At 42.5% G+C, this 19470-nt stretch carries 18 protein-coding genes and 4 pseudogenes; 17 read left to right on the top strand and 5 right to left on the bottom strand.

Features of this window, described 5'->3' with window-relative positions; translation table 11 throughout:
• Nucleotides 1-286: 286 nt before the first annotated feature.
• A complete protein-coding gene (locus F7734_RS53975; protein WP_155752463.1) occupies nucleotides 287-1750 on the bottom strand; it encodes a serine hydrolase domain-containing protein in 1464 nt (487 codons plus the stop codon).
• A 183-nt stretch (nucleotides 1751-1933) separates the two neighbouring features.
• Here F7734_RS53975 and F7734_RS53980 point away from each other — a divergent pair, with 183 nt between their 5' ends.
• The 5 genes from F7734_RS53980 (at nucleotide 1934) to F7734_RS54005 (ending at nucleotide 8219) form a co-directional block, all read left to right on the top strand.
• Nucleotides 1934-2830 carry a ParB/RepB/Spo0J family partition protein gene (locus F7734_RS53980; RefSeq protein ID WP_155752464.1) on the top strand — a complete coding sequence of 299 codons (897 nt, stop codon included), beginning with the start codon at nucleotides 1934-1936 and terminating at the stop codon, nucleotides 2828-2830.
• Between the two features lie 248 nt (nucleotides 2831-3078).
• Nucleotides 3079-3639, top strand: coding sequence for a transposase (locus tag F7734_RS53985; protein WP_347566447.1), 561 nt, complete (start codon nucleotides 3079-3081; stop codon nucleotides 3637-3639).
• A 590-nt stretch (nucleotides 3640-4229) separates the two neighbouring features.
• Nucleotides 4230-4400: a plasmid partition protein ParG gene (locus F7734_RS53990; protein WP_155752465.1), complete on the top strand. Its 171-nt coding sequence runs from the start codon at nucleotides 4230-4232 to the stop codon at nucleotides 4398-4400.
• Nucleotides 4401-4481: 81 nt separating this feature from the next.
• A complete protein-coding gene (locus F7734_RS66560; RefSeq protein WP_207714430.1) occupies nucleotides 4482-6908 on the top strand; it encodes an effector-associated domain EAD1-containing protein in 2427 nt (808 codons plus the stop codon).
• A gap of 684 nt (nucleotides 6909-7592) precedes the next feature.
• Nucleotides 7593-8219 (top strand): transposase, encoded by a 627-nt coding sequence (locus tag F7734_RS54005; protein WP_347566448.1) that lies wholly within the window; start codon nucleotides 7593-7595, stop codon nucleotides 8217-8219.
• A 213-nt stretch (nucleotides 8220-8432) separates the two neighbouring features.
• Here the strand turns inward: F7734_RS54005 and F7734_RS54010 are convergent, their stop codons facing one another.
• The gene (locus F7734_RS54010; RefSeq protein ID WP_155752467.1) at nucleotides 8433-8927 is read right to left on the bottom strand and encodes a hypothetical protein; all 495 of its coding nucleotides are present in this window, start codon (nucleotides 8925-8927) and stop codon (nucleotides 8433-8435) included.
• Nucleotides 8928-9138: 211 nt separating this feature from the next.
• Between F7734_RS54010 and F7734_RS54015 the strand changes: the two genes are divergently transcribed.
• The 5 genes and pseudogenes from F7734_RS54015 (at nucleotide 9139) to F7734_RS54040 (ending at nucleotide 13821) form a co-directional block, all read left to right on the top strand.
• On the top strand, nucleotides 9139-9699 hold the full coding sequence (locus tag F7734_RS54015) for an EF-hand domain-containing protein (protein ID WP_155752468.1): 561 nt from the start codon (nucleotides 9139-9141) through the stop codon (nucleotides 9697-9699).
• A gap of 607 nt (nucleotides 9700-10306) precedes the next feature.
• A pseudogene (locus F7734_RS54025) lies at nucleotides 10307-10672 on the top strand (ISAs1 family transposase); the annotation flags it as partial.
• A gap of 202 nt (nucleotides 10673-10874) precedes the next feature.
• A pseudogene (locus F7734_RS54030) lies at nucleotides 10875-12009 on the top strand (ISAs1 family transposase).
• Between the two features lie 494 nt (nucleotides 12010-12503).
• Nucleotides 12504-12743: a hypothetical protein gene (locus F7734_RS54035; RefSeq protein ID WP_155752469.1), complete on the top strand. Its 240-nt coding sequence runs from the start codon at nucleotides 12504-12506 to the stop codon at nucleotides 12741-12743.
• Nucleotides 12718-13821, top strand: a complete 1104-nt coding sequence (locus F7734_RS54040; protein WP_155752470.1) for a zeta toxin family protein — start codon at nucleotides 12718-12720, stop codon at nucleotides 13819-13821. The genes F7734_RS54035 and F7734_RS54040 overlap by 26 nt, the downstream gene beginning before the upstream one ends.
• A 32-nt stretch (nucleotides 13822-13853) precedes the next feature.
• On the opposite strand, the gene F7734_RS54045 is transcribed toward F7734_RS54040, so the two are convergent.
• Complete coding sequence (locus F7734_RS54045; protein ID WP_155752471.1) at nucleotides 13854-14117, bottom strand: hypothetical protein; 264 nt, start codon at nucleotides 14115-14117, stop codon at nucleotides 13854-13856.
• Between the two features lie 525 nt (nucleotides 14118-14642).
• Between F7734_RS54045 and F7734_RS64750 the strand changes: the two genes are divergently transcribed.
• From F7734_RS64750 to kynU, 7 genes and pseudogenes are all read left to right on the top strand, one after another.
• Entirely contained in the window at nucleotides 14643-14873 is a 231-nt protein-coding gene (locus F7734_RS64750; protein WP_243147568.1) for a DUF6444 domain-containing protein, read from the top strand.
• Complete coding sequence (locus F7734_RS62660) at nucleotides 14815-15288, top strand: hypothetical protein (RefSeq protein ID WP_207714431.1); 474 nt, start codon at nucleotides 14815-14817, stop codon at nucleotides 15286-15288. The genes F7734_RS64750 and F7734_RS62660 overlap by 59 nt, the downstream gene beginning before the upstream one ends.
• A 19-nt stretch (nucleotides 15289-15307) precedes the next feature.
• A complete protein-coding gene (locus F7734_RS62665; RefSeq protein WP_207714432.1) occupies nucleotides 15308-15457 on the top strand; it encodes a hypothetical protein in 150 nt (49 codons plus the stop codon).
• Nucleotides 15454-15858 carry a transposase gene (locus tag F7734_RS62670; RefSeq protein WP_347566446.1) on the top strand — a complete coding sequence of 135 codons (405 nt, stop codon included), beginning with the start codon at nucleotides 15454-15456 and terminating at the stop codon, nucleotides 15856-15858. Before F7734_RS62665 ends, F7734_RS62670 begins: the two co-directional genes overlap by 4 nt.
• A 23-nt stretch (nucleotides 15859-15881) precedes the next feature.
• The gene (locus tag F7734_RS62675) at nucleotides 15882-16169 is read left to right on the top strand and encodes a transposase (RefSeq protein ID WP_347566449.1); all 288 of its coding nucleotides are present in this window, start codon (nucleotides 15882-15884) and stop codon (nucleotides 16167-16169) included.
• 295 nt (nucleotides 16170-16464) lie between these two features.
• Nucleotides 16465-16732, top strand: a pseudogene (locus tag F7734_RS64755) (IS4 family transposase); the annotation flags it as partial.
• A gap of 400 nt (nucleotides 16733-17132) precedes the next feature.
• Nucleotides 17133-18425, top strand: coding sequence for a kynureninase (gene kynU / locus F7734_RS54055; protein ID WP_243147566.1), 1293 nt, complete (start codon nucleotides 17133-17135; stop codon nucleotides 18423-18425).
• A 152-nt stretch (nucleotides 18426-18577) separates the two neighbouring features.
• Here kynU and F7734_RS64760 read toward each other — a convergent pair.
• Nucleotides 18578-18944, bottom strand: a pseudogene (locus F7734_RS64760) (hypothetical protein); the annotation flags it as partial.
• 204 nt (nucleotides 18945-19148) lie between these two features.
• The coding region (locus F7734_RS62680) for a hypothetical protein (RefSeq protein WP_207714433.1) at nucleotides 19149-19470 on the bottom strand (322 nt) is incomplete at its 5' end.

Raw genomic sequence — 19470 nt, forward strand, 5'->3', positions numbered from 1 at the left:
ATATTTATTAATTAATAATTTATTCATAATTCAGGAATATTTAATTACGAATTACGAATTACGAATTACGAATTATTCGGCCACCCGGCAGTCCATCTGGCACTCACCGCCCCAAAAACCAGACAGCAATTAGCTCAAAACCTATCTGTCCTCCATGCGTCTCCACTCTCCCCACAAGAAACAGCTCATTGGCAGGAATACGGGGATTTGATTTACGGGACTGGACAAGATGCATTTGATACCCAATGGGATTGAGAGGTGCAACGGTTCCGCGAACAACAAGCTTTCATGCTTGTCTCTCTGCTCTAATCTGTTTATCCGCTTGTGGTCTTAAACTCGTGACACCTGCTTGGCTTAACATCATTGCAGTAATATTGCCTGCGTCATCCTTTTCAAAAGAAAGACTCGTATTTACAGCAAGAGCGAAGAACTCTAGCTCTGATGTGGGGAAGAACTGTAAAGGTGGTTGCTGCCCACATTGTAGGAACAAATTCCCATCCCGACTCACGACATTGAACTGTAACCCTGATTTTGTTAAGTATAACCCTGAGTAAAGGTCAGCTCGCGGCAAGGTAACGATCGCTTTTTCTTTCTCAAACACATCAGGCCATTCATACTCAAGCGCGAGCGATCGCATAACTTCTGGCATCAGATCGACTTCATTTGAGTTAAGCATAACAATAGCACCTTTTCCAATATGCGCGTAAACACGCATCAGTGATACAAATCCTTCATTTTTCCCACCATGAAAAAAGTAGAAACCATCGCCAATTCCACCACCCGCGAAGAATCCCAATCCCACAAATAATCCATTCCCCAATCCCACAAACGATTCAGAGGCTCCTTGTGTTTGCTCTGCTTGTTGAGGACGCAACATTTCTTCTATCGTCTCCCGACTCCATACAGTAGCAGACTTGTTATGCAAGACTCGCAAGAGTTCGACGACCACTAGGGCTAAATCTGATGCCGTTGTCCACAAACCAGCCGCTGCCATCTCAGGATAAACGTGGTGCTTGCCTTCAAGTGGGATACCAGAGAACGGGTGAGCCGTTGCTGCCCTTGCTGACCAATCCTTCGGGAGCGGCTGTTGGTAGGTGCTATTTGTCATGCCCAACGGGTCGAGCACCAATTCGCGCATAATTTCTGGAAAAGGCTGCTTGAGCAAATCAACCAAAACCTGTTGAGCAATTGTCGTGCCGCCACCAGAATAGCGGTAATGCAAACCAGGAATGATATTGACCTCTACTTTTTCGGTATTAGCTGGAGGTTCGCCATTGAGAACTTGAATCGTTGTTGGCAATGGAGCCGAGGTTGGATAGCCAGGAAAGCCATGCACGCTCAAGCCTGCCGTATGGCTCAACAACTGGCGCAGCGTAATGCGAGGTTGCCAATCCCCGCTCGCAGGCACGCGCCATGAGGTAAGATAGGTGTTGACATCCTCATCAAGATTAAGACGTCCTTCTTGTACAAGACGCATAACCGCTAAAGCGAAAACAGGTTTGCCGATCGAAGCTGCTTGAAACAATGTGTCTGGTGTGACTTCACGGTTTGAGAGGGCCTCGCACACACCAAATCCACGTGCCCATTCAATTTCAAAATCATTAATAACAGCAATACTGATACCTGGTGTATGGTAATGCGCCAATCGCTCGTACAGATTTTTCGGTGAACCAAACTTTCCTGACAGTGCTGTCGCTGGTAAAAGATTATTGATGACACCTTCAATGCGTTGCTCAACAGATTGCTGCATCAGTAACCCCGCTTTCTCATTCTGGGTCTATAGCGTGCTCCTCAATTCTACTCAATTTACCTAGTTCGATTTATTTTAGGCAAAGTATAGTAGAAGTAGATATGTCAAATCGCTGCGCTCTAATTCGTAGTTGTACTTTTCATTACGAATTATTCGTCAAGTGCTGCCACACACTCGCCCGCATTGGATAAGAAGGAAGATTCTTTAGCGGCGGCAAAGATGATACCCTTGGACAAGATTGTCATGCCAAGCAGTCAACCCCGGCGTTATTTTGACTCCAGAGCTATGCAATCGCTCTTTGAATCTATCAAGCGGGATGGCATCTTAACACCCCTCTTGGTAAGGTCTGTGGGCGAGCGGTATGAGTTGGTTGCAGGCGAGAGACGATATAGAGCAGCACAGGAGGTCGGTTTAACCGAAGTTCCCGCGACCATCCGGGAGATGTCTGATTCTCAGGCAATACAGTATGCCTTGGTCGAAAACTTGCAAAGAGAAGACTTGAACCCGTTAGAAGAAACGGAAAGCATCTTGCAACTTTTGGCATTACGATTGGGATGTGACGATTCCGAAGTGTCCCCTTTACTTTACAAAATGGAGAATGAAGCCAAGGGGAAAATTACCCGAAACGTTTCGGGTAACGACTCAGCGTCAACAGTAGAACAAGTCTGTACTGACTTGGGGCGCATGAACTGGCAATCGTTCGTCCGCACTCGACTTCCGCTCTTGAAATTGCCTCTTAATGTTTTAGAAGCCCTGCGTGCTGGACGTATTGAGTATACTAAAGCCCTGGCGATAGCTTCGCTACTGTGCGGAGCGCAGATCGCTAAGATTTCATCAGATTCTGACCGCACGGAAATTTTGTCAGCGGCGATAGATTATTCTCTTTCATTAAATGAAATTCGACAGAAGGTCAAAGCTTTACAACCCCCTGCTGAAAGCGGAGAACTACAAAAGCTCTTGGAAAATACCTACAAAAAAGTCAAGAAATCCAAGGTTTGGGAAAATCCAGACAAACAGGAGAAGTTAAAATCTTTGTTATCCGAGTTGTCAGCGCTCCTTGCTGAGTCAGCACCCAAATAGCTTGAATCAATCCATTGTTATCCAGTCCATATGCAAGTTAAAATTACAATTCCTCACAAATTTTTGCTAGAACATATGCTCTAGATAGCAATCAAATTATGACCTCCAAACGTAAGCAACCCACTGCTTGGTTTTAAAACTGCTACTTTTTGCTTTAAGTTACAGATGTGTCCAACTTCTTCTTCTAAAACCTGGCCAGAATCTTCTTCAAGTCACAAATTCAACCAGTAGTCGAGTTTTTTGAAACCATATTTTCCCCCTCAACGGATTTAAATTCCTATGCAACAGCATTTGTTGAGAACTCAGTTTGGTATTGTTCTCTTAACTATCAAACTATAGAGACTTGGAGCCGTAGTCGTCGTGTTGTCGCTAAAGTTGAATATAGCTATGAAGAAGTTGATACTCGTTTTGTAGTAACATCACTAGCTACTAATAAAATTCCACCCGGACAACTTTATACTCAAAAATATTGTCCGCGAGGCAACATGGAGAATTGTTTAAAAGAGCAAAAATTAGGATTACATAGTGATAGAACTAGTAGTCACACATTTGAAGGAAATCAATTGCGTCTGTGGTTCGCATCAATAGCATATATTTTGATGAATGCTCTGCGAAAACAATGTTTAGCCAAGACAGAATTCCAAAATGCAACTGTTGAAACTATCCGCACAAAACTCTTGAAGCTAGGGGCGGTAATTAGTATCAATAAGCGACGAGTTTTAATCGCAATTAGTCATGCTTGCCCTTATCAAGAGATTTTTGCAATGGTTTACCAGCGTCTATCCCACTTACCTTGCCCTCATTGGTGACAAGTTAAGGAAAAGGGGAGATTGTCAAGGGTAGTATTTGCTCGCGGTCAAAAAGGTGGGAAACTCAATCAAGACAAGTAATTGAGCAATTGAAGCCAGCCATGACCACCATTGGTAACAAGTTAAAAACAAGTAAATTTTGTCAATACGTCTAAATATAGAAATAAATTGGCTAAGGAATGATAACAAAAAAGAAGGAAAAAGGGTTAGAAGCAGCCAATAGATGCCTCTGATCCCTCATCCGATTATCATTACTAATTTATTTAACTAGTGTACTTGACCCTACGAGCTTTGCGTGATGTACCTCACTTTTGTCGTTCAATGCGGTTGAGGAGCGTCTCGCATTGCCCTCGGTAACACTCGTTCTACTCACCTGTGCAAGTTGTACAGTAATTGTCAAATTTTCATGACTGGAATTGATAACACTTATCTGGAATAATAGGTTGTACATTTGTAGATTTGGATAAGTACTATTTCTATATCGTCACGTAAGGTGCATAAGTTGATTCTGATTGCACCTATGAGAATATAGGTTTGTACATTTGTCATTTTGCGTAAATAATATTTATATTCATTATCATGTAGCGCTTATGCACATTAGTATTCCAAATGACATTAAGAAACAATTCCATGCAGCCTGTGTGTTACGGGGGCTGAAGATGAGTCAAGTTGTAACAGAGTTAATCGAGCAATGGCTAAAAACTAACAATGTGCCTGCATCTAGTGGTGAATCTATGACAACAGACAAAGCCACTCAATAATTCATAATTCGTAATTCGTAATTAAAAGTACAACTATGAATTATTGGACTTTGGACAAAAAAATATAAGGGATTCATAAATATGAGTTTATCCGGTCAACAACGTAGAGAACTACACGATGCATTGATTGATGCTTTTCCCAATACAGCATCCTTAGAGCAAATGTTGTCATTTGAATTAGATAAAAACCTTAGAGCCATTGCAGGCGAAGGGAGTTTACAAGACATTGTCTTTAAATTAATACAAGCAGCAGATTCTCAGGGCTGGGTTGAAGGGCTCATTAAGGCTGCAAGGAATTTCAACTCTGGGAACCTACTATTACAAGCGATCGCTACTAAATTGTTAACAAATAATCTAACCAAAACACTGCAGAACAGCAATAAGGAAGATGCTATTACCGAATATCGCCTGAAGGTCGAAGAATTTCTTGCGGATGATGGCAAAATTTCTTTTGTAGAATCAGAAATATTAAAGGGTTTACAGTCAAAACTAAGATTAACAGAAGAAGAAGCTCGTGCAGTTCGAGATGAAGTATTAGAACCTTTTGGAATCGATAAAGAAAATCTAGATAATTATAGACAAGTCTTTACTAACTTGGTAGACAAAGAAGGATATCCACTCTCGGAAATAAATAAAGCTGAATTAAAGAAATTACAAGAATTTCTACAACTTAAAGATGAGGATGTAGCTCTTCTGTTTGAGGAAGCCGAACAAAAAAAAGCTGAAAAATTTCGACAACGACAACTAAACGAAAAGTCAGGGATAGCTCCAACTGAAGAATTACATGACACTATTTCCTCGCCAATTTCCTGTGTTAGTAAACTCGGGCAGTTGACCGGAAGAGAGCTTCATCTTTCTAGTCTTCAGACAAATAGCTTAGCGTCAAATGAAAAAATGATTGAATTATATGGGGCAAAAGCTAAAATTTGTTGGCATAAGAGTTCGGGCGATTTAAACTACAAAGAACGCATAATAGATGCTAATAATTCTACAAAAAATATAAAGTTGCTTAATTTTATTGTAGAAGCCAAATTCTCTAATCCCTATAATGGTGCCAAGCATTGCTGGAAATATGGTTTTTCATTCCGAGAAACTACTGAAGATCTAAGAGATCCCCAACGCCTAGTTTACACGTTACTTATTTCTTCAACAGACAAAATATTAATATTAGAGGGTCCAGAATATAGGGTAGAAGAACAGATATCAAATCTTGATATTTTAGAAAATGGTTCCAATACTTTACATACAATCGTTTATGAAGATATAGCAATAGTATTTGTTAATAATATTTACATTCAAACATTTGACATTTCTGGATTATTGGCATCTGGGAAAGTTTTTTTAGTTAGTACGGGGATCGGTGATCGATCGGCAAAATATGAAAATTTTCAAGTATGGAAATTACTTGGAAGCGGAGAACTGCTGACAAATCCTGCAATAACAGCAACACCTGCTCCCTCACCCAAACCTCCGACACAACCAACTCTGCCACAAAAAATATTAATCCTAGCAGCCAATCCTAAAGACACAACACCGCTACGTTTGGATGAGGAGGTGCGTGAAATTGATGCTGGGCTGCGACGAGCATTGCACCGCGATCGCTTTGTCTTAGAACAGAAGTGGGCAGTGCAACCTAGGGACATTCAACGAGCAATGCTTGACATAAGGCCTTCTATTGTTCATTTTTCTGGGCATGGAATGGGGGATGGGGGTCTAGTTTTTGAAGATGAAACTGGGCAATCAAAACTCGTTGATGGAGAAGCCCTAGCTGGATTGTTTGAACTGTTTGCAGATGAAGTAGAGTGTGTTGTTCTTAACGGCTGTTATTCAGAAGTGCAAGCAAGTGCGATCGCTCAACATATTAATTATGTTATAGGCATGAAAAAGGCATTTGGAGACAAAGCGGCAATTGAATTTGCTGTGGGTTTTTATGATGCTTTAGGCTCTGGAAAGCCTGTTGAATTTGCTTATAAATTTGGTTGTGCTGCAATTCAGTTGGCAGGTGTTTCAGAGCAACTAACCCCGATTTTTAAGAAGAAGCGAAAGATTGATGAAATGCTTGTAGACCCTGATTACCATAACTTAAAGGAACTTTTGAAAGCAAAAAACTGGGGAGAGGCTGACAACGTAACATCTACAATTATGCGGACAAAATTTGGAAGATATAAAAATGACGCACTCTATAAAAGTGATATTAAAACTTTTCCTTGCTCCCATCTAAATATTATAGAAGAACTATGGCTAAAATATAGTGAAAACCGCTTTGGCTTTAGCAAGCAAGAGCAAATTATGAACACCATAGATGCAACAGCAACTGAACAACAAAGGAAAGAAGACTATCCCTGGAAAGAATTTTTAAACCAAGTTGGTTGGAATGGGAAAGTGATTTCGGAGCAGAATGCCCCCGACGGACATTTTCCAGCAATAGGAACTTGGTGGAGAGCTTATCAACCAGGATGGCTGGAGGAGCTTTTTAGCCGTGTTCGTACTTGTCAAGCAGGGAAATAATTACGGTGCTTATTCTTATAAAAGAAAGCGAGAGACATAGCGATAGCGAACGCTAACGGCTTAAGCCGTATCGCTGCTGCGTTTCTACAATCTAAACTCAGTGACCTTCGCATGACATCACTTGCTACAGTTGCTCTCATTATAAAGCAATACGGGTCACTTTAACAAGCGGTTGACCGTTGCGATCGCTGCCATAAACTCTGATTACTCTGTGATAATTCCAATCCATGATTATTTACGATACTTGGAGAATAAAAATTACTCGCTAAATACCATAAAAGCCTATGCAAGAAACCTTAAGCTTTACTGGGAGTTTTTACAAGAAATAGGAATTGATTGGACTCAGATAACAATTCTGAATCTCTCAGAATTTATACATTGGTTAAAAACTGACTTTTCACGGGAAGTCCTCAAACCGCGAAACAACATGACTTTTTCCATAGGCTAATTCTCAATAGCGCTAAGTTAATGAAAAAGACCAACGTAAAAATCAGGATTTGAGAAAAGCTCAAAATGGCGTTTTCCAGATGCCGTGAAAAGTCAGATTCCAGGGAAGATATAATGGCATGGTGAGCCAGTGCGGTCTTGGGGTCTCCCCAAGTAGAGCAACTGGCGAACCCGTAAGGGTGTGAATCTCAAAGAGAAATTGATTATGTATTTGGACTCGCTCCAAATAGTCGGCTAATTCAGCTAACACAATCAATTCAGTATCGTGCATCCCAAGAATACTCAAGAAAAATTCAGCCCATAGTCGAGTTTTTTAAAACCGTATTTCCGCCATCACAAGATTTAATTTCATATGCAGCAGCATTTATTGACAACTCAGTTTGGTATTGTTCTCTTGACTATCAAACTCTCGATACTTGGAGTCGTAATCGTCGTGTTGTTGCCAAAGTTGAGTATGGTTATGAAGAAGGTGATACTCGGTTTGTAGTGACATCGTTAACTACTAATAAAATTCCACCCGGACGACTTTATACTCAAAAATATTGTCCGCGAGGCAACATGGAAAATTGTTTAAAAGAGCAAAAATTAGGGTTGCATAGTGATAGAACTAGTACTCACACATTTGAAGGAAATCAATTGCGTCTGTGGTTTGCATCTGTTGCGTATATTTTGATGAATGCTCTGCGGAAGCAATGTTTATCAAAGACAGAATTCAAAAATGCAACTGTTGAAACCATCCGTACAAAACTCTTGAAGCTAGGGGCTGTTATTACTATCAGTAAGCGACGGATTATAATCGCAATTAGTCATGCTTGCCCTTATCAGGCGATTTTTGCAATGATTTATCAGCTGTCTAAACCATAAAGTGACTGGGCATATTTTAATGCCAATACGTCAGCTTGGAAGTTTAGTGCATCGCCTTGCTCAACTGTAATCTTTATCTCCATAGAGATGTACCCAGATTTTTTCTATAGATTCTACTAAAAAAACCAGAGTTTTGAAGTGAAATACAAAACTTAAGAATATGTAACCAGGAATTATTAGGGTTTGCACTTGGAGTGCGATCGCGTCCTCAGCTTACCGATAATGACTATCATCCAAGCACTTCATCAATTCATCAGTCTCGTCCTCATCCAATCCTTCAGAAAATGCCTTGCTTTCCCACTCCTGACTTGTATGAGTTTCGCCCTCATGTTTGGATAAAAAATTTTGAACAACCTCGCTCTTATTTCCAACAGTTATTTCCTTCTCAACTTCCTTAACCGCTACTTCTGCCATGGTTAACCGCTGTAGGAATGCAAACAGTTCGTCGTCGAGGTAGGCGTAGTCTATAGCTTGCCCGATTGTGCTGATGGTCCTTACCTTAGCACCAGACGACAGCAGTGCTTCAAACCCAGGCTTGGCTTTGAAATACCAAAACTTATCACCACGCAAGTGGAAGAACGGCAGTTCGATATCGGCGTTATGATTGGCATATCCCAAAACCTGCCACAGCTTGAGAAATGCTGCGATTAACTCAGGAGATAGAGAAATTTGATTGCGCCTTATCTCCCCTTGCTCGATGAGTTCCATAACAGAAAGGAAACATAATATAGTAACAAGTATTAACCCAAGTTGCGGATTATAAAATACCAACTTACTACTGAGTACGAATAGGCACTATAAAGTGAGGGTTAGGTCACGCATAACCGGCTCAATACCTCATTCGCGCAAGTAAGGATTTTGTCAGCAGTATCAGCCAAAAATTTTACTTCATTTAACTCGACAAGGAGAATATCAATACATGAACATTTCACCATTTCTCAATAAAAAGCTCGCTCGACGTTTTAAAGGATACGACTTTGATGGCAATGGCTACGCCGAGAAAACAGATTTCGAGCAGGCTGTTGCCAGGATGTGCGAGGCATTTGGTCATGGACCTGATTCCGCAGCGCGACAGCGATTATATGACCTCACCATGCAACTTTGGCAGCGTCTTGTCACCACTGCTGATGCCAATGCAGATGGTCGTATCAGCGAAGCCGAATACTTGAATGCATTTGCCAACAGTATGCTTGTAACCCCGGAAAACTTTGAGCAAGGCTATCGTCCGTTTTGCTCGGCGGTCATGGACATCGTCGATGTCGATGGCGATGGTCGTCAAAGTTTAGAGGAATATGAACTTTGGATGCATACGTTGATCAACGTGCCAAAGGCCGATACACGTGTGGCTTTCCGCCTGCTCGATAAGGATGGCATCGGCTATATCACCACCGATGAAATGGTGGAGGCTATCCGCGAATACTACTTCAACGAAGACCCGCAATCGATTGGAAGCTGGTTGCTAGGTCCGCTTGATTCCTAACCGGCACAAGATAGACTAGTACACAACGGCAGAAGTAACGCCAAAACCGCCAATATGACCGAAGAGGCAGGGGAGCTTAAGAGCGCTCTTGCTGAGAGAAAGATTCTGGAATTCCCCTTCCTCATTGCCACCACGCGTATGTAAAACCCAGACATAATCCCAATACACCTCTTCATCTTCTTCACTACAAGCAAGTTGAATTATTTGTTTTGAGCCACTCCGCGAGAAGACAGCTGCGCGGATTTTGCTATCGAATTGGGGTTAACTTTTTGCTCGGACTCCGGAGAGACAGCTATCTGCGTCAGGTAAGGAAGCCCACGTCGCCGTGTCTTCCTCCCCTAAGAACCGGACTTGATACTTACGCATCATCCGGCTCAAGCCTTAGTGACTTCCTAGTGTGTACAGTTTTGTGGCACGTTTTATGGAGGTGTATGAGGTTGTTAACATCGTCTTTTCCTCTATTCTTGACGGCAATTTTATGCAGGGCTAGCGCGTCTCAAACCCTATTGACAAGCGGATTTGCTGGAGCGACAATAGAGTCTGGAAGAAAGTGGCACGCTTCTGAGGTAAGGTAAGGTTTAATTCATCTAGCTGTAACCCTCTCGTCATGGCAACAGGATTTGAGAAGAAAAGTCAAACTGAAACATCTTTTACACCTAGCGTAGATAGCGTTGACATTATCAGTAAGTTTAAAGAATACTTCACACAAGTAAAAGATCCAAGGGTGGAAAGAACGAGATGGCATTTACTGACCGATATCATTACCATTTCAATTCTGGCTGTCATCGCTGGTGCTCAAGGATGGGAGGATATTGAAGAGTATGGAGTTAATAAAAAAGAATGGTTGTCAACATTTTTAGAACTCCCGTTTGGAATTCCCAGCCCCGATACTTTTAGGAGAGTGTTTGAGAGAATTAATCCCAAAGAATTTGAGCAATGTTTTCGGGTGTGGATACAATCATTAGTTCAGGGTAATCGCATCTAAATTCGTATAAATTATACTTGACAGATGGCAGAAATTATAAATCAAAAACCTTTTTGCTATCAAAGATGTCTTGGAGAATCTCAAGCGGTTAATCTGAGAATGAGTAAAGGTTTGTATTCCCTGGGAAGTTACAATGGCAAAAGGCTTTGGTAAGCTCGCTTTAAAACCGAATCAGGAGAAAGAGGCACAGATCTTGAGAAAGAGCGTTCTCAAGCATTTTCAGCACCTGCAAGACCCCAGAGTAGATCGAACGAAAGACCATAGCCTACAAGCGATCGTCACGATGGCAATTTTGGCAGTACTTTCAGGAGCGGATGGGTTTGTAGCCATCGAAACCTACGGTAAAGCAAAGCAGGCGTGGCTAGAGACGTTTTTAGACTTACCCCACGGAATTCCGTCACATGATACCTTTGGGCGAGTGTTTGCTATGCTTGATCCTGAAGAGTTACAAAACAGCTTTCTGAGTTGGGTGAGCAGCATTACAGATAAATTAGGACTCGACGTGATTCATGTCGATGGAAAAACAGCCAAAGGTTCCTATGACCGAGAGGGCTTGCCTCAAATCGCTGCATAGTGTCAGTGCCTGGAGTAGTGAGCATGGGTTGGTATTAGCTCAACAAAAAGTTGACGACAAGTCGAATGAAATTACGGCGGTGCCCTTGCTGCTGAAGTTGCTCAACCTGAAAGGGGCTGTAGTAACCCTTGATGCCATGGGAACCCAAATAGAGATTGCCACCCAGATTAAGCAAGCCGAAGGGGAGTATGTACTAGCTCTCAAAGGCAACCAAGGAAAGCTCAGTCAGCAAGTAGAAGCTTGGTTTAGGCAGGCTCAAGTGATGAACTGGCAAGGAATTGAGTACAGCTACCACGAGACTGTGGAGGCGGGACATCATCGCATCGAAACTCGTCAGGTTTGGGCGGTGCCGGTAAGTCAATTAGGGTCGTTGCATCGGCAAAGCCAATGGGTAGGTTTAACCAGTGTCGTCATGGTTTGTAGTACCCGTCAATTATGGAACAAAACGACCACGGAAGTTCGCTTCTATATTAGTAGTTTGGCAGCCGATGCCTTACGGCACAATCAGGTGATTCGGTCTCACTGGAGCATTGAAAATAGTTTGCATTGGGTGCTTGATGTCACCTTTAATGAAGATGCTAGTCGCATTCGTCAGGGATATGCCGCAGAAAATCTCGGACTATTGCGTCGATTGAGTGTGAGCTTGCTCAAACGCGAACCATCCAGGCTGAGTTTGAAGATGAAGCGTTATCACGCTGGAATGAACAATGATTTCTTGATGAAAATCCTGGCAGCCAGCGCGAAGAAGTGAAGTTTTTCACAACTGGATACGAGAGTGATGACAGTTATAGGATTCCTGTTTGATTTTTGAACACCAGCTCATCCGCTTAGGACTAGCATAAGAACACATCTTAATTTTGGAGATTTGTTCAGTTTAGAGCTTGAATTGTGTGGTTAAATTTTAGAGGCATTTACAGTAATTTGAGAACTCGATTAAGATGCGATTACCCTGCAACAAGCGCTTTCCTATCCCCCAAGCACCCGTACAAGCTGGTAATGCACCTTTACCTGTTGATGCGTACAAGAGCTTTTTTTAAAAGAACTCAGGAGTCAGGAGACAGAATTCAGTACTATGAAGAAGAATTCAGAATCTAGAAGTCAGAATCAAGTTCGTTGAGGATTCATGCGCTCATTCTGACTCCTGATTTCTGAATTCTTTGTGAATTGCCACAGCAGCAAATGCTCATTGAGGGAGATTGGTAAAATAGACGCACAAACCTACCTGTAAACCTAAGAATTCCAATTATGAGCAACACTAACAGTGACAACAAGATTTCTCAAAAAGATTATTTCGAGCTAACTCCTACTGAACATGAAGCATTAGCTCAACAAGCAGTGAGAGATGCAATCGCACGAATGCACAAAGGAGGAATACCTACAGTCGAAGTTGACAATGATGGTCAACTACATCACCGTCATCCAGATGGAACGCTAACACCAATTACAATCAACCAGAAAGATGAGACAACCGAACAATCAACCTAAACTAGTCGTCTTTGCTGGTCCTAATGGCAGTGGAAAATCTACTATCACGAACATCCTTCGAGAAACAACAAATTTCCCTGCCAACTATATTAACCCAGATGAAATCGCACTTACTCTAACCGAAAACAATCCCAATCGCAAAGCATACCAAGCTGCTCAAATTGCGGAGGAGCTACGCCAAAGTTATATCAACCAAAGGGAATCCTTCGCCTTTGAGACAGTAATGTCTCACCCCAGCAAGTTAAAACTCATGAAACAAGCTCTCATGTCTGGCTACCAGGTAGAATTAGTGTTTGTTGCTACCTCAAACCCAGAAATCAATATCAATAGGGTGAGACAGCGCGTAGCAGAGGGTGGACACGACGTTCCTGCTGATAAAATTCGAGAAAGGTACAATCGTACCATTGAATTATTACCAGCAGCAGTTGAAATAGCAAACCGGGTTCGTATATATGACAACAGCACCATTCCCCAACAAGCTGTCGTTATCGAAAATGGTCAAATTACCTACCAGTCAGAAGAAATACCCAACTGGGTACAAACCACACTTACTAAACTAGAAGAAAGAGCAAGCGATCGCTCTCAAATAGCAACCAACTTTCCTACCACATCAGCCAATATTGACAGTGGGAAGTACGTGGGGACAGTTAGCCAAACGACCAACAATTATATAGTGCAGCAAACAGGGGATAGCCGAATACTTCACGATCGCAGTATTGTTAAGGGTGAGTTTGAAACGGGGGACAATATCAGGATTGCCTATCGAGATGGTAACGTGGCAGCTACGGTACAACCCACCCAGGAAAATCAACAATGGGCTGAAAGTATATTGCCGATCGCCACTAATATCCTCCAGGTTAGACGGCAAGAAAACCGAGTAGAAAACCCAAGTAGGGGAATCGAACTTGTACGAGAAAATAACTATCAGTTGCAGCTAAACCGCAACAACGAAACTCTTACCATTTCATCAGTTGGTGACAATCGGACAGTTGCATCTTACGACTTAGCAGAAAGTACCGTCATTGCCGCCAATCCTAGCGTACAAGATAAACAATACTGGCTCTCAAGAAGCCAATAATCCCAAGTTGAACACGCTAAGAAATCAAGCACCTATAATGAAATAAGAGTGAGTCTCATGGTAACGGGTTTCAAATCTCCTAAAAATCCTCCGGTAAGAAGCTCAAAGATTGTGTCCGTGAAATTCTTGTCTCCATTACTTCCTTTAAGGATAATCTCACTGCCAACTTCCCAAGTTGATATCACTTCTTTTAGAGGATAATATTGGACAATTTTGTCTGAAGTCGTTAACGCATCAAATAATATATGCGGCGGTACATCGATTGACAAATCTTTTTCTATTGAAAACGTTGTCATAATTCCTCTCCTTTGATGCTGAATGTCATACCATAAATTTTAGAGTAACGTACTGATGAGATAAAAATTCATCTGAGTAGGAATCTGGTATGACTGTGAGTATTTTTACTACTCCTCTAGTTTAGATTGTCAAACTATAGTGTTCCCAAGATATTTGAATTTGGAACTCAATATTTTCCATCCAGAATTTCTATCGCGTCCGGCTGGAATTGGTAACTTTTCACTCCCCCCCCCTTAAGGATACAGCTGGTCAATGGGGAATCAGACGCCCTAATGTTGAATCAGAATGGGTCATCGGACTCAACCGCATCCGATAGACAGGCTCGCGAACTCAACCGCATCCGATAGACAGGCTCGCGAACTCAACCGCATCCGATATAACCTTTCACTCCCTCCATAGGCGTAGCATGAAAATTAGCCAATGAGAATCTATAGTAAAGACGTTTGGCTCAAAAGATGGTAATGTAAGGAGACAGAAGCATAAAAGACTTGATGAATCGACTGAGTAGAGATGACCTATCACAGATGAACCAGGAGTACTTCCAATCTCTGAACAAGGAGAGATTAGTGGAAGTGGCAGGAAATCTACATGCGCTTGCAGTCGAACAATTAGAACAATTAGAGCAGAATTCAACCAATAGTTCAAAGCCGCCGTCATCAGACAGTCCCTTTCATCAAAAAGCAGTAGAGTTGGACTGTGGGAAAACACGCTCCAGAGAATCAACAGAAAAATTTAACATCCGCTCAAGAGGATGAGACACAAAAAGTTGAAGAGAACCCTCAGAGTTCGTCAAAAGTGCAAGGGTTTGGAAAGCGAGGGCCGGGAAAGCAGCCAGGAACTAAGGGGATGTGGCGGATGACACCTTTAGTTCCAACTCGGACGATTCCGCATTACCCAGAAAATTGTGCCGCGTGCAATGCTCCTGTTGTTTTGGGAGCAGAGAGTAAGCCATATATGGGGTACTACGTTCTGGAGCTAGAAAAACACGAATCTGGTGTTGAGGTGAAGTGCCAACTGCACCATTACTATGAAGCAACTTGTGAGTGTGGACACCATACCAAAGCGCTTCCTGGTTGTGGGTATGTATCTGTAGTTGAGGGAAGGCGCAAAGATTTGCAGTTGCAGGAGTATGGGCTAGTCGGACCGATGAAAAGCCACCTTCATCGCTAGCCTTGCAGTGCGCTACCGGATGTCGAGACCAAAGATTCAAGAGTTCTTGGCAGACTGGGTGGGTGTGGAACTGAGTATTGGGACTCTAGACAAGTGCATTCGAGAAGTCGGTATTGCCTGCGTTCCGGTAGTGGAAAAGTTAATTGAAGAATTCTTGCGGCAGAGGTGATTCATCTTGATGAAACCCCTTGGTATGAAAAAGGAAAATTTTGTTGGTTATGGGTGGCAATTACGAGCACCATAGCGGTGTACCACATCGGCAGTCGCAAAAAGGAAGAACTGTTGCACTTAATTACTGAGGCTTTCATCGGCTGGTTAGTCACCGATGGCTATGGCGCTTACAGCAGTTATGAGAAACGCCAACACTGTTTAGCACACTTAATTCGTAAAGCGATTGCCTTAACTCAAGTTGTAGACAAAGAAGCTGCCGATTTAGGACAGTGGTTGCTAGAAGAGTTGAGGGAATTAATCCGAACCCTCGACTCTGGCGACTCTGACAACAACCACTCCCCAGTCCCCGCTCGCCTCAGCCCTTGTTTGCCTCCTCGCGAGCGCTGCAAAACATCCTAAATTGAAAGCTCACCGCACAAGAGATTTTACGAGATTGGGATGCTGTGGTTGCGTTTGTCTCTCATCCTGGCTTGCCACCCACTAATAACGAGGCCGAACGTGCGCTTCGACATGCAGTCATTGCACGACGTATCACCTACGGTACTCGCACAACCGAAGGTAGTTTGGCTTATTGCTCTGTCTTAAGCGTCATTGAAACCTGTCGTTTGCGAAAAATCGATCCTTGGTCTTACATTGCCACCGTGATTGCTCAAGCTCGCAAGGGAATATTTCCCCCTCCCTTTCCCATTGTTTTTCCATCTGCCACTTAAGGATACAGCTAGTCAATGGGGGGTCTGACCCCTGAATGTTAAATCAGAATGGGCGCTCGGATGCGGTTGAGTCCGATCTCCTATCTATCGGATGCAGTTGAGTTTGATCGCCTATCTATCGGATGCGGTTGAGTTCGCGAGCCTGTCTATCGGATGCGGTTGAGTTCGCGAGCCTGTCTATCGGATGCGGTTGAGTCCGATGACCCATTCTGATTCAACATTAGGGCGTCTGATTCCCCATTGACCAGCTGTATCCTTAAGGGGGGGGAGTGAAAAGTTACATATCACAAACGTCTTCGTAGTGGAAAATACCATTGATGAACTCAAAGTCCATCTGTTGGGTCGCAAAACTCCAATTCGTTCTCTAAATCCCCGCGAAGTTGTTCTACGAAATTTATGGTTGGCTTCTTGGGCATTGGGCTGTACGTTCACTTATGTTTCAAGTTGCCGAGCGTGCTCACATCTCCCCTTTACGATTGAGCTTTACCGGAACGCTGAATGTAGTGCGTCGATCTGTTCCCAAATTTCAACGTCTTGAGCCTGAAGAAATACCTTTTTTTTAGCTTGGCTTGTGACAGAAATTCGCAGATGTTCAGATACCAGAGCGTGAAGGAAGAAGTAACCCCCGAGTAGTTAAAAAAACTAGAGCTAAATTTCCTTCCAAGAAGCCGATACACAAAGGAGCGGGAGCAAAAATTAACACAATCACTTTCTCTGTACACAATACGGCTTAAAGCTTAACCAAACCGTATTGTTATCACTCTGGCTTGAGTCTAATAAGTAACAAAGCCTGAGATTCTAAAGTGCATTTGTAACCCAATTCAATCAAGATGAATAATAAATCAATTCTTGAATTAGATGAAGACTGAAATGGCCATGATAAACAAGTAATGGTTTTCAAGCCTGAACTTTTTGTAAAGCCGTTGTTAAATCACTATCTCTTTACCACTACCGACTGAAATTATGAAATACAGACAGGATAGAGAATTTGCAGAACAGATGGATGCGCTAGATCCGTTGGCATCTTATAGAAATAAGTTTTACATCCCTCAGACAACATCCGGTCAAGAAAGCATTTATTTTTGCGGGCAATCGTTGGGATTGCAACCCGTAACCGTACAGGATTATATTGAACAGGTGTTGCATGGCTGGAGAACTCTGGGATTTCAAGGACATTTTCGTGGCAATTCTCCTTGGATTTTTTACAGTGATTCGTTAAAGCCAAAAATGGCGCGGATTGTAGGCGCACGCGAGTCAGAAGTCGTCATCATGAATACTCTAACTGTAAATTTGCATTTGATGATGGTTTCGTTTTACCAGCCTACACCGCATAAATACAAAATACTTATCGAATCCCCGGTTTTCCCTTCGGATCGGTACGCCGTTACATCACAAATTCAATTTCATGGTTACGATCCTGCCATAGCGTTACTGGAAATACAACCACGTGAAGGTGAGACTTGCATCCGGACGGAAGATATTGAAAGCTTGCTGGATAAAGAAGGCGCTTCCATCGCTCTAGTGCTTCTAGGTGCAGTCAATTACTTAACCGGCCAGTTTTTTGAAATACAGAAAATTGTCGATCGCGCTCATTTTCATGATTGTATAGTAGGACTCGATCTCGCCCATGCAGCTGGGAATGTTCCTCTTGCGTTGCATGACTGGAACGTAGATTTTGCCGTATGGTGTAATTATAAATACATAAATGCTGGACCTGGTGCCATTGCCGGATGTTTTGTGCATGAGAAATATGCCGAGAGTTTTGATTTACCGCGTTTAACTGGCTGGTGGGGTGGCGATGTAAAAACAAGATTTCTGATGGGGTCAGATTTTCAACCAACACCCGCAGCATCAGGCTGGCAAATGAGCAATCCGGATATATTATCGCTAGCTGCACTCGCCGCTTCTTTGGATATTTTTGAAACTGTAGGAATGGAAAGATTGCGTGCAAAAAGCCAACAACTAAATAGTTATCTAGAGTTCTTGCTAGATAGGGCAAGTGATGAACGTATATCGCACATCACACCTCGCGATCCAGAACAAAGAGGATGTCAGTTATCCCTCTCGATTAAAGATAGTGACACAACGGTACTTGAGAAACTTAATGAATGCGGTGTGTTTTGTGACTGGCGCGAACCAAATGTAATTCGAGTAGCGCCAATGCCTCTTTTCAATCGATACACAGAAGTCTTTGATTTTGTTGAAATTCTCAAAGATATCCTGTCATCATCAACAGGACTTACGCAACTGGCATAAAGTGAGGGCGAGCAGGCAGAGCAAATACCTCTCTCACATGAGTTGCATGCGGGTAGTATAGGGGATTTGCGCTTCAAGGTCTGCTGACAGACAGGCGATGCCCTTTTAAAAGGGCTGCCCACTTAAGTGGGCATCGCCATGCGGCCATTTGATTAGACCAAACACATATGAACGTCTGGACGTTTTAATTGTTGAATTAAATAGTTAGAGAGTAGGTTGTGTTTGATTTGATAAACAGTTTGAAGAGTTTGATAAGCTAAATGTATCAATAGACGCCAAACCAACATAGCACAAGCAATATGATTTCTCGCCTATACGAGCTTTACGACATTGCACTGAGTAAATGCCAGTCAATTGCTTGATTTCTCTGTGAAACTCACGCCAGTCGCCTCAACGGGGGGAACCCCCGCACGGCGCTGGCTCCTCAATTTTCCAACGAACTTTACACGCCTTTTGTGCAACTTCCGTAGAACTTTGAGATAAATCATTGGTGGCGATATAATCCGTTCTATCGTTCGATTTGTTTCCGTCGCCAAGTGGGAGGTACGACAGCTAGGCTTGAATGTAGATGCACAAACATTTTGGCGCAAGGTTATCAACCGATACACCAATAACCAATTCTATGAGATTTCTTGAAATGATGAGCGTTCAAGTGGTGTGGCTCAATTGTTTAACAACACCATTAAAACCCCCACGCAACTCGTGAGGGTTTAGATATTATCCCTAATGGCTCAGCATTTTGACGAACTCGGGGAAAAATGTCCGCAAGTTGCGATTAGTATTGTCTAGTTTAATGGTCTTTAAACATTTATCAATCAAAGCTTGGTAAATTATGCTCTTTAAAAAGAGCGATCGCATTTCTGGGGTGCGAGTAGCAATGGACTTTGTTGGCGAATTTAAAAAAGCTATGCTTTCAAAGCCATTAGGTAAAAGCACAGTAGGATCTTTGGCGAATTCATAGCTGGAAATGTCACTAGACCCAAAATTTGTCTGGGTCTGGAAGCATAACTGAGTCTTTAAATGTCTAAAACCCTTATCATTACGT

The organism is Scytonema sp. UIC 10036, assembly GCF_009725235.1.

Bases quoted from the DNA above. Each gene is read 5' to 3' on its own strand.
- F7734_RS64750 (WP_243147568.1), top strand. From the start codon at position 14,643: ATGAACCAGGAGTACTTCCAATCTCTGAACAAGGAGAGATTAGTGGAA.
- F7734_RS62665 (WP_207714432.1), top strand. From the start codon at position 15,308: ATGTCGAGACCAAAGATTCAAGAGTTCTTGGCAGACTGGGTGGGTGTG.
- F7734_RS54010 (WP_155752467.1), bottom strand. From the start codon at position 8,927: ATGGAACTCATCGAGCAAGGGGAGATAAGGCGCAATCAAATTTCTCTA.
- F7734_RS54040 (WP_155752470.1), top strand. From the start codon at position 12,718: ATGAGACAACCGAACAATCAACCTAAACTAGTCGTCTTTGCTGGTCCT.
- F7734_RS53975 (WP_155752463.1), bottom strand. From the start codon at position 1,750: ATGCAGCAATCTGTTGAGCAACGCATTGAAGGTGTCATCAATAATCTT.
- F7734_RS54035 (WP_155752469.1), top strand. From the start codon at position 12,504: ATGAGCAACACTAACAGTGACAACAAGATTTCTCAAAAAGATTATTTC.
- F7734_RS54015 (WP_155752468.1), top strand. From the start codon at position 9,139: ATGAACATTTCACCATTTCTCAATAAAAAGCTCGCTCGACGTTTTAAA.
- kynU (WP_243147566.1), top strand. From the start codon at position 17,133: ATGAAATACAGACAGGATAGAGAATTTGCAGAACAGATGGATGCGCTA.
- F7734_RS66560 (WP_207714430.1), top strand. From the start codon at position 4,482: ATGAGTTTATCCGGTCAACAACGTAGAGAACTACACGATGCATTGATT.
- F7734_RS53990 (WP_155752465.1), top strand. From the start codon at position 4,230: ATGCACATTAGTATTCCAAATGACATTAAGAAACAATTCCATGCAGCC.
- F7734_RS54045 (WP_155752471.1), bottom strand. From the start codon at position 14,117: ATGACAACGTTTTCAATAGAAAAAGATTTGTCAATCGATGTACCGCCG.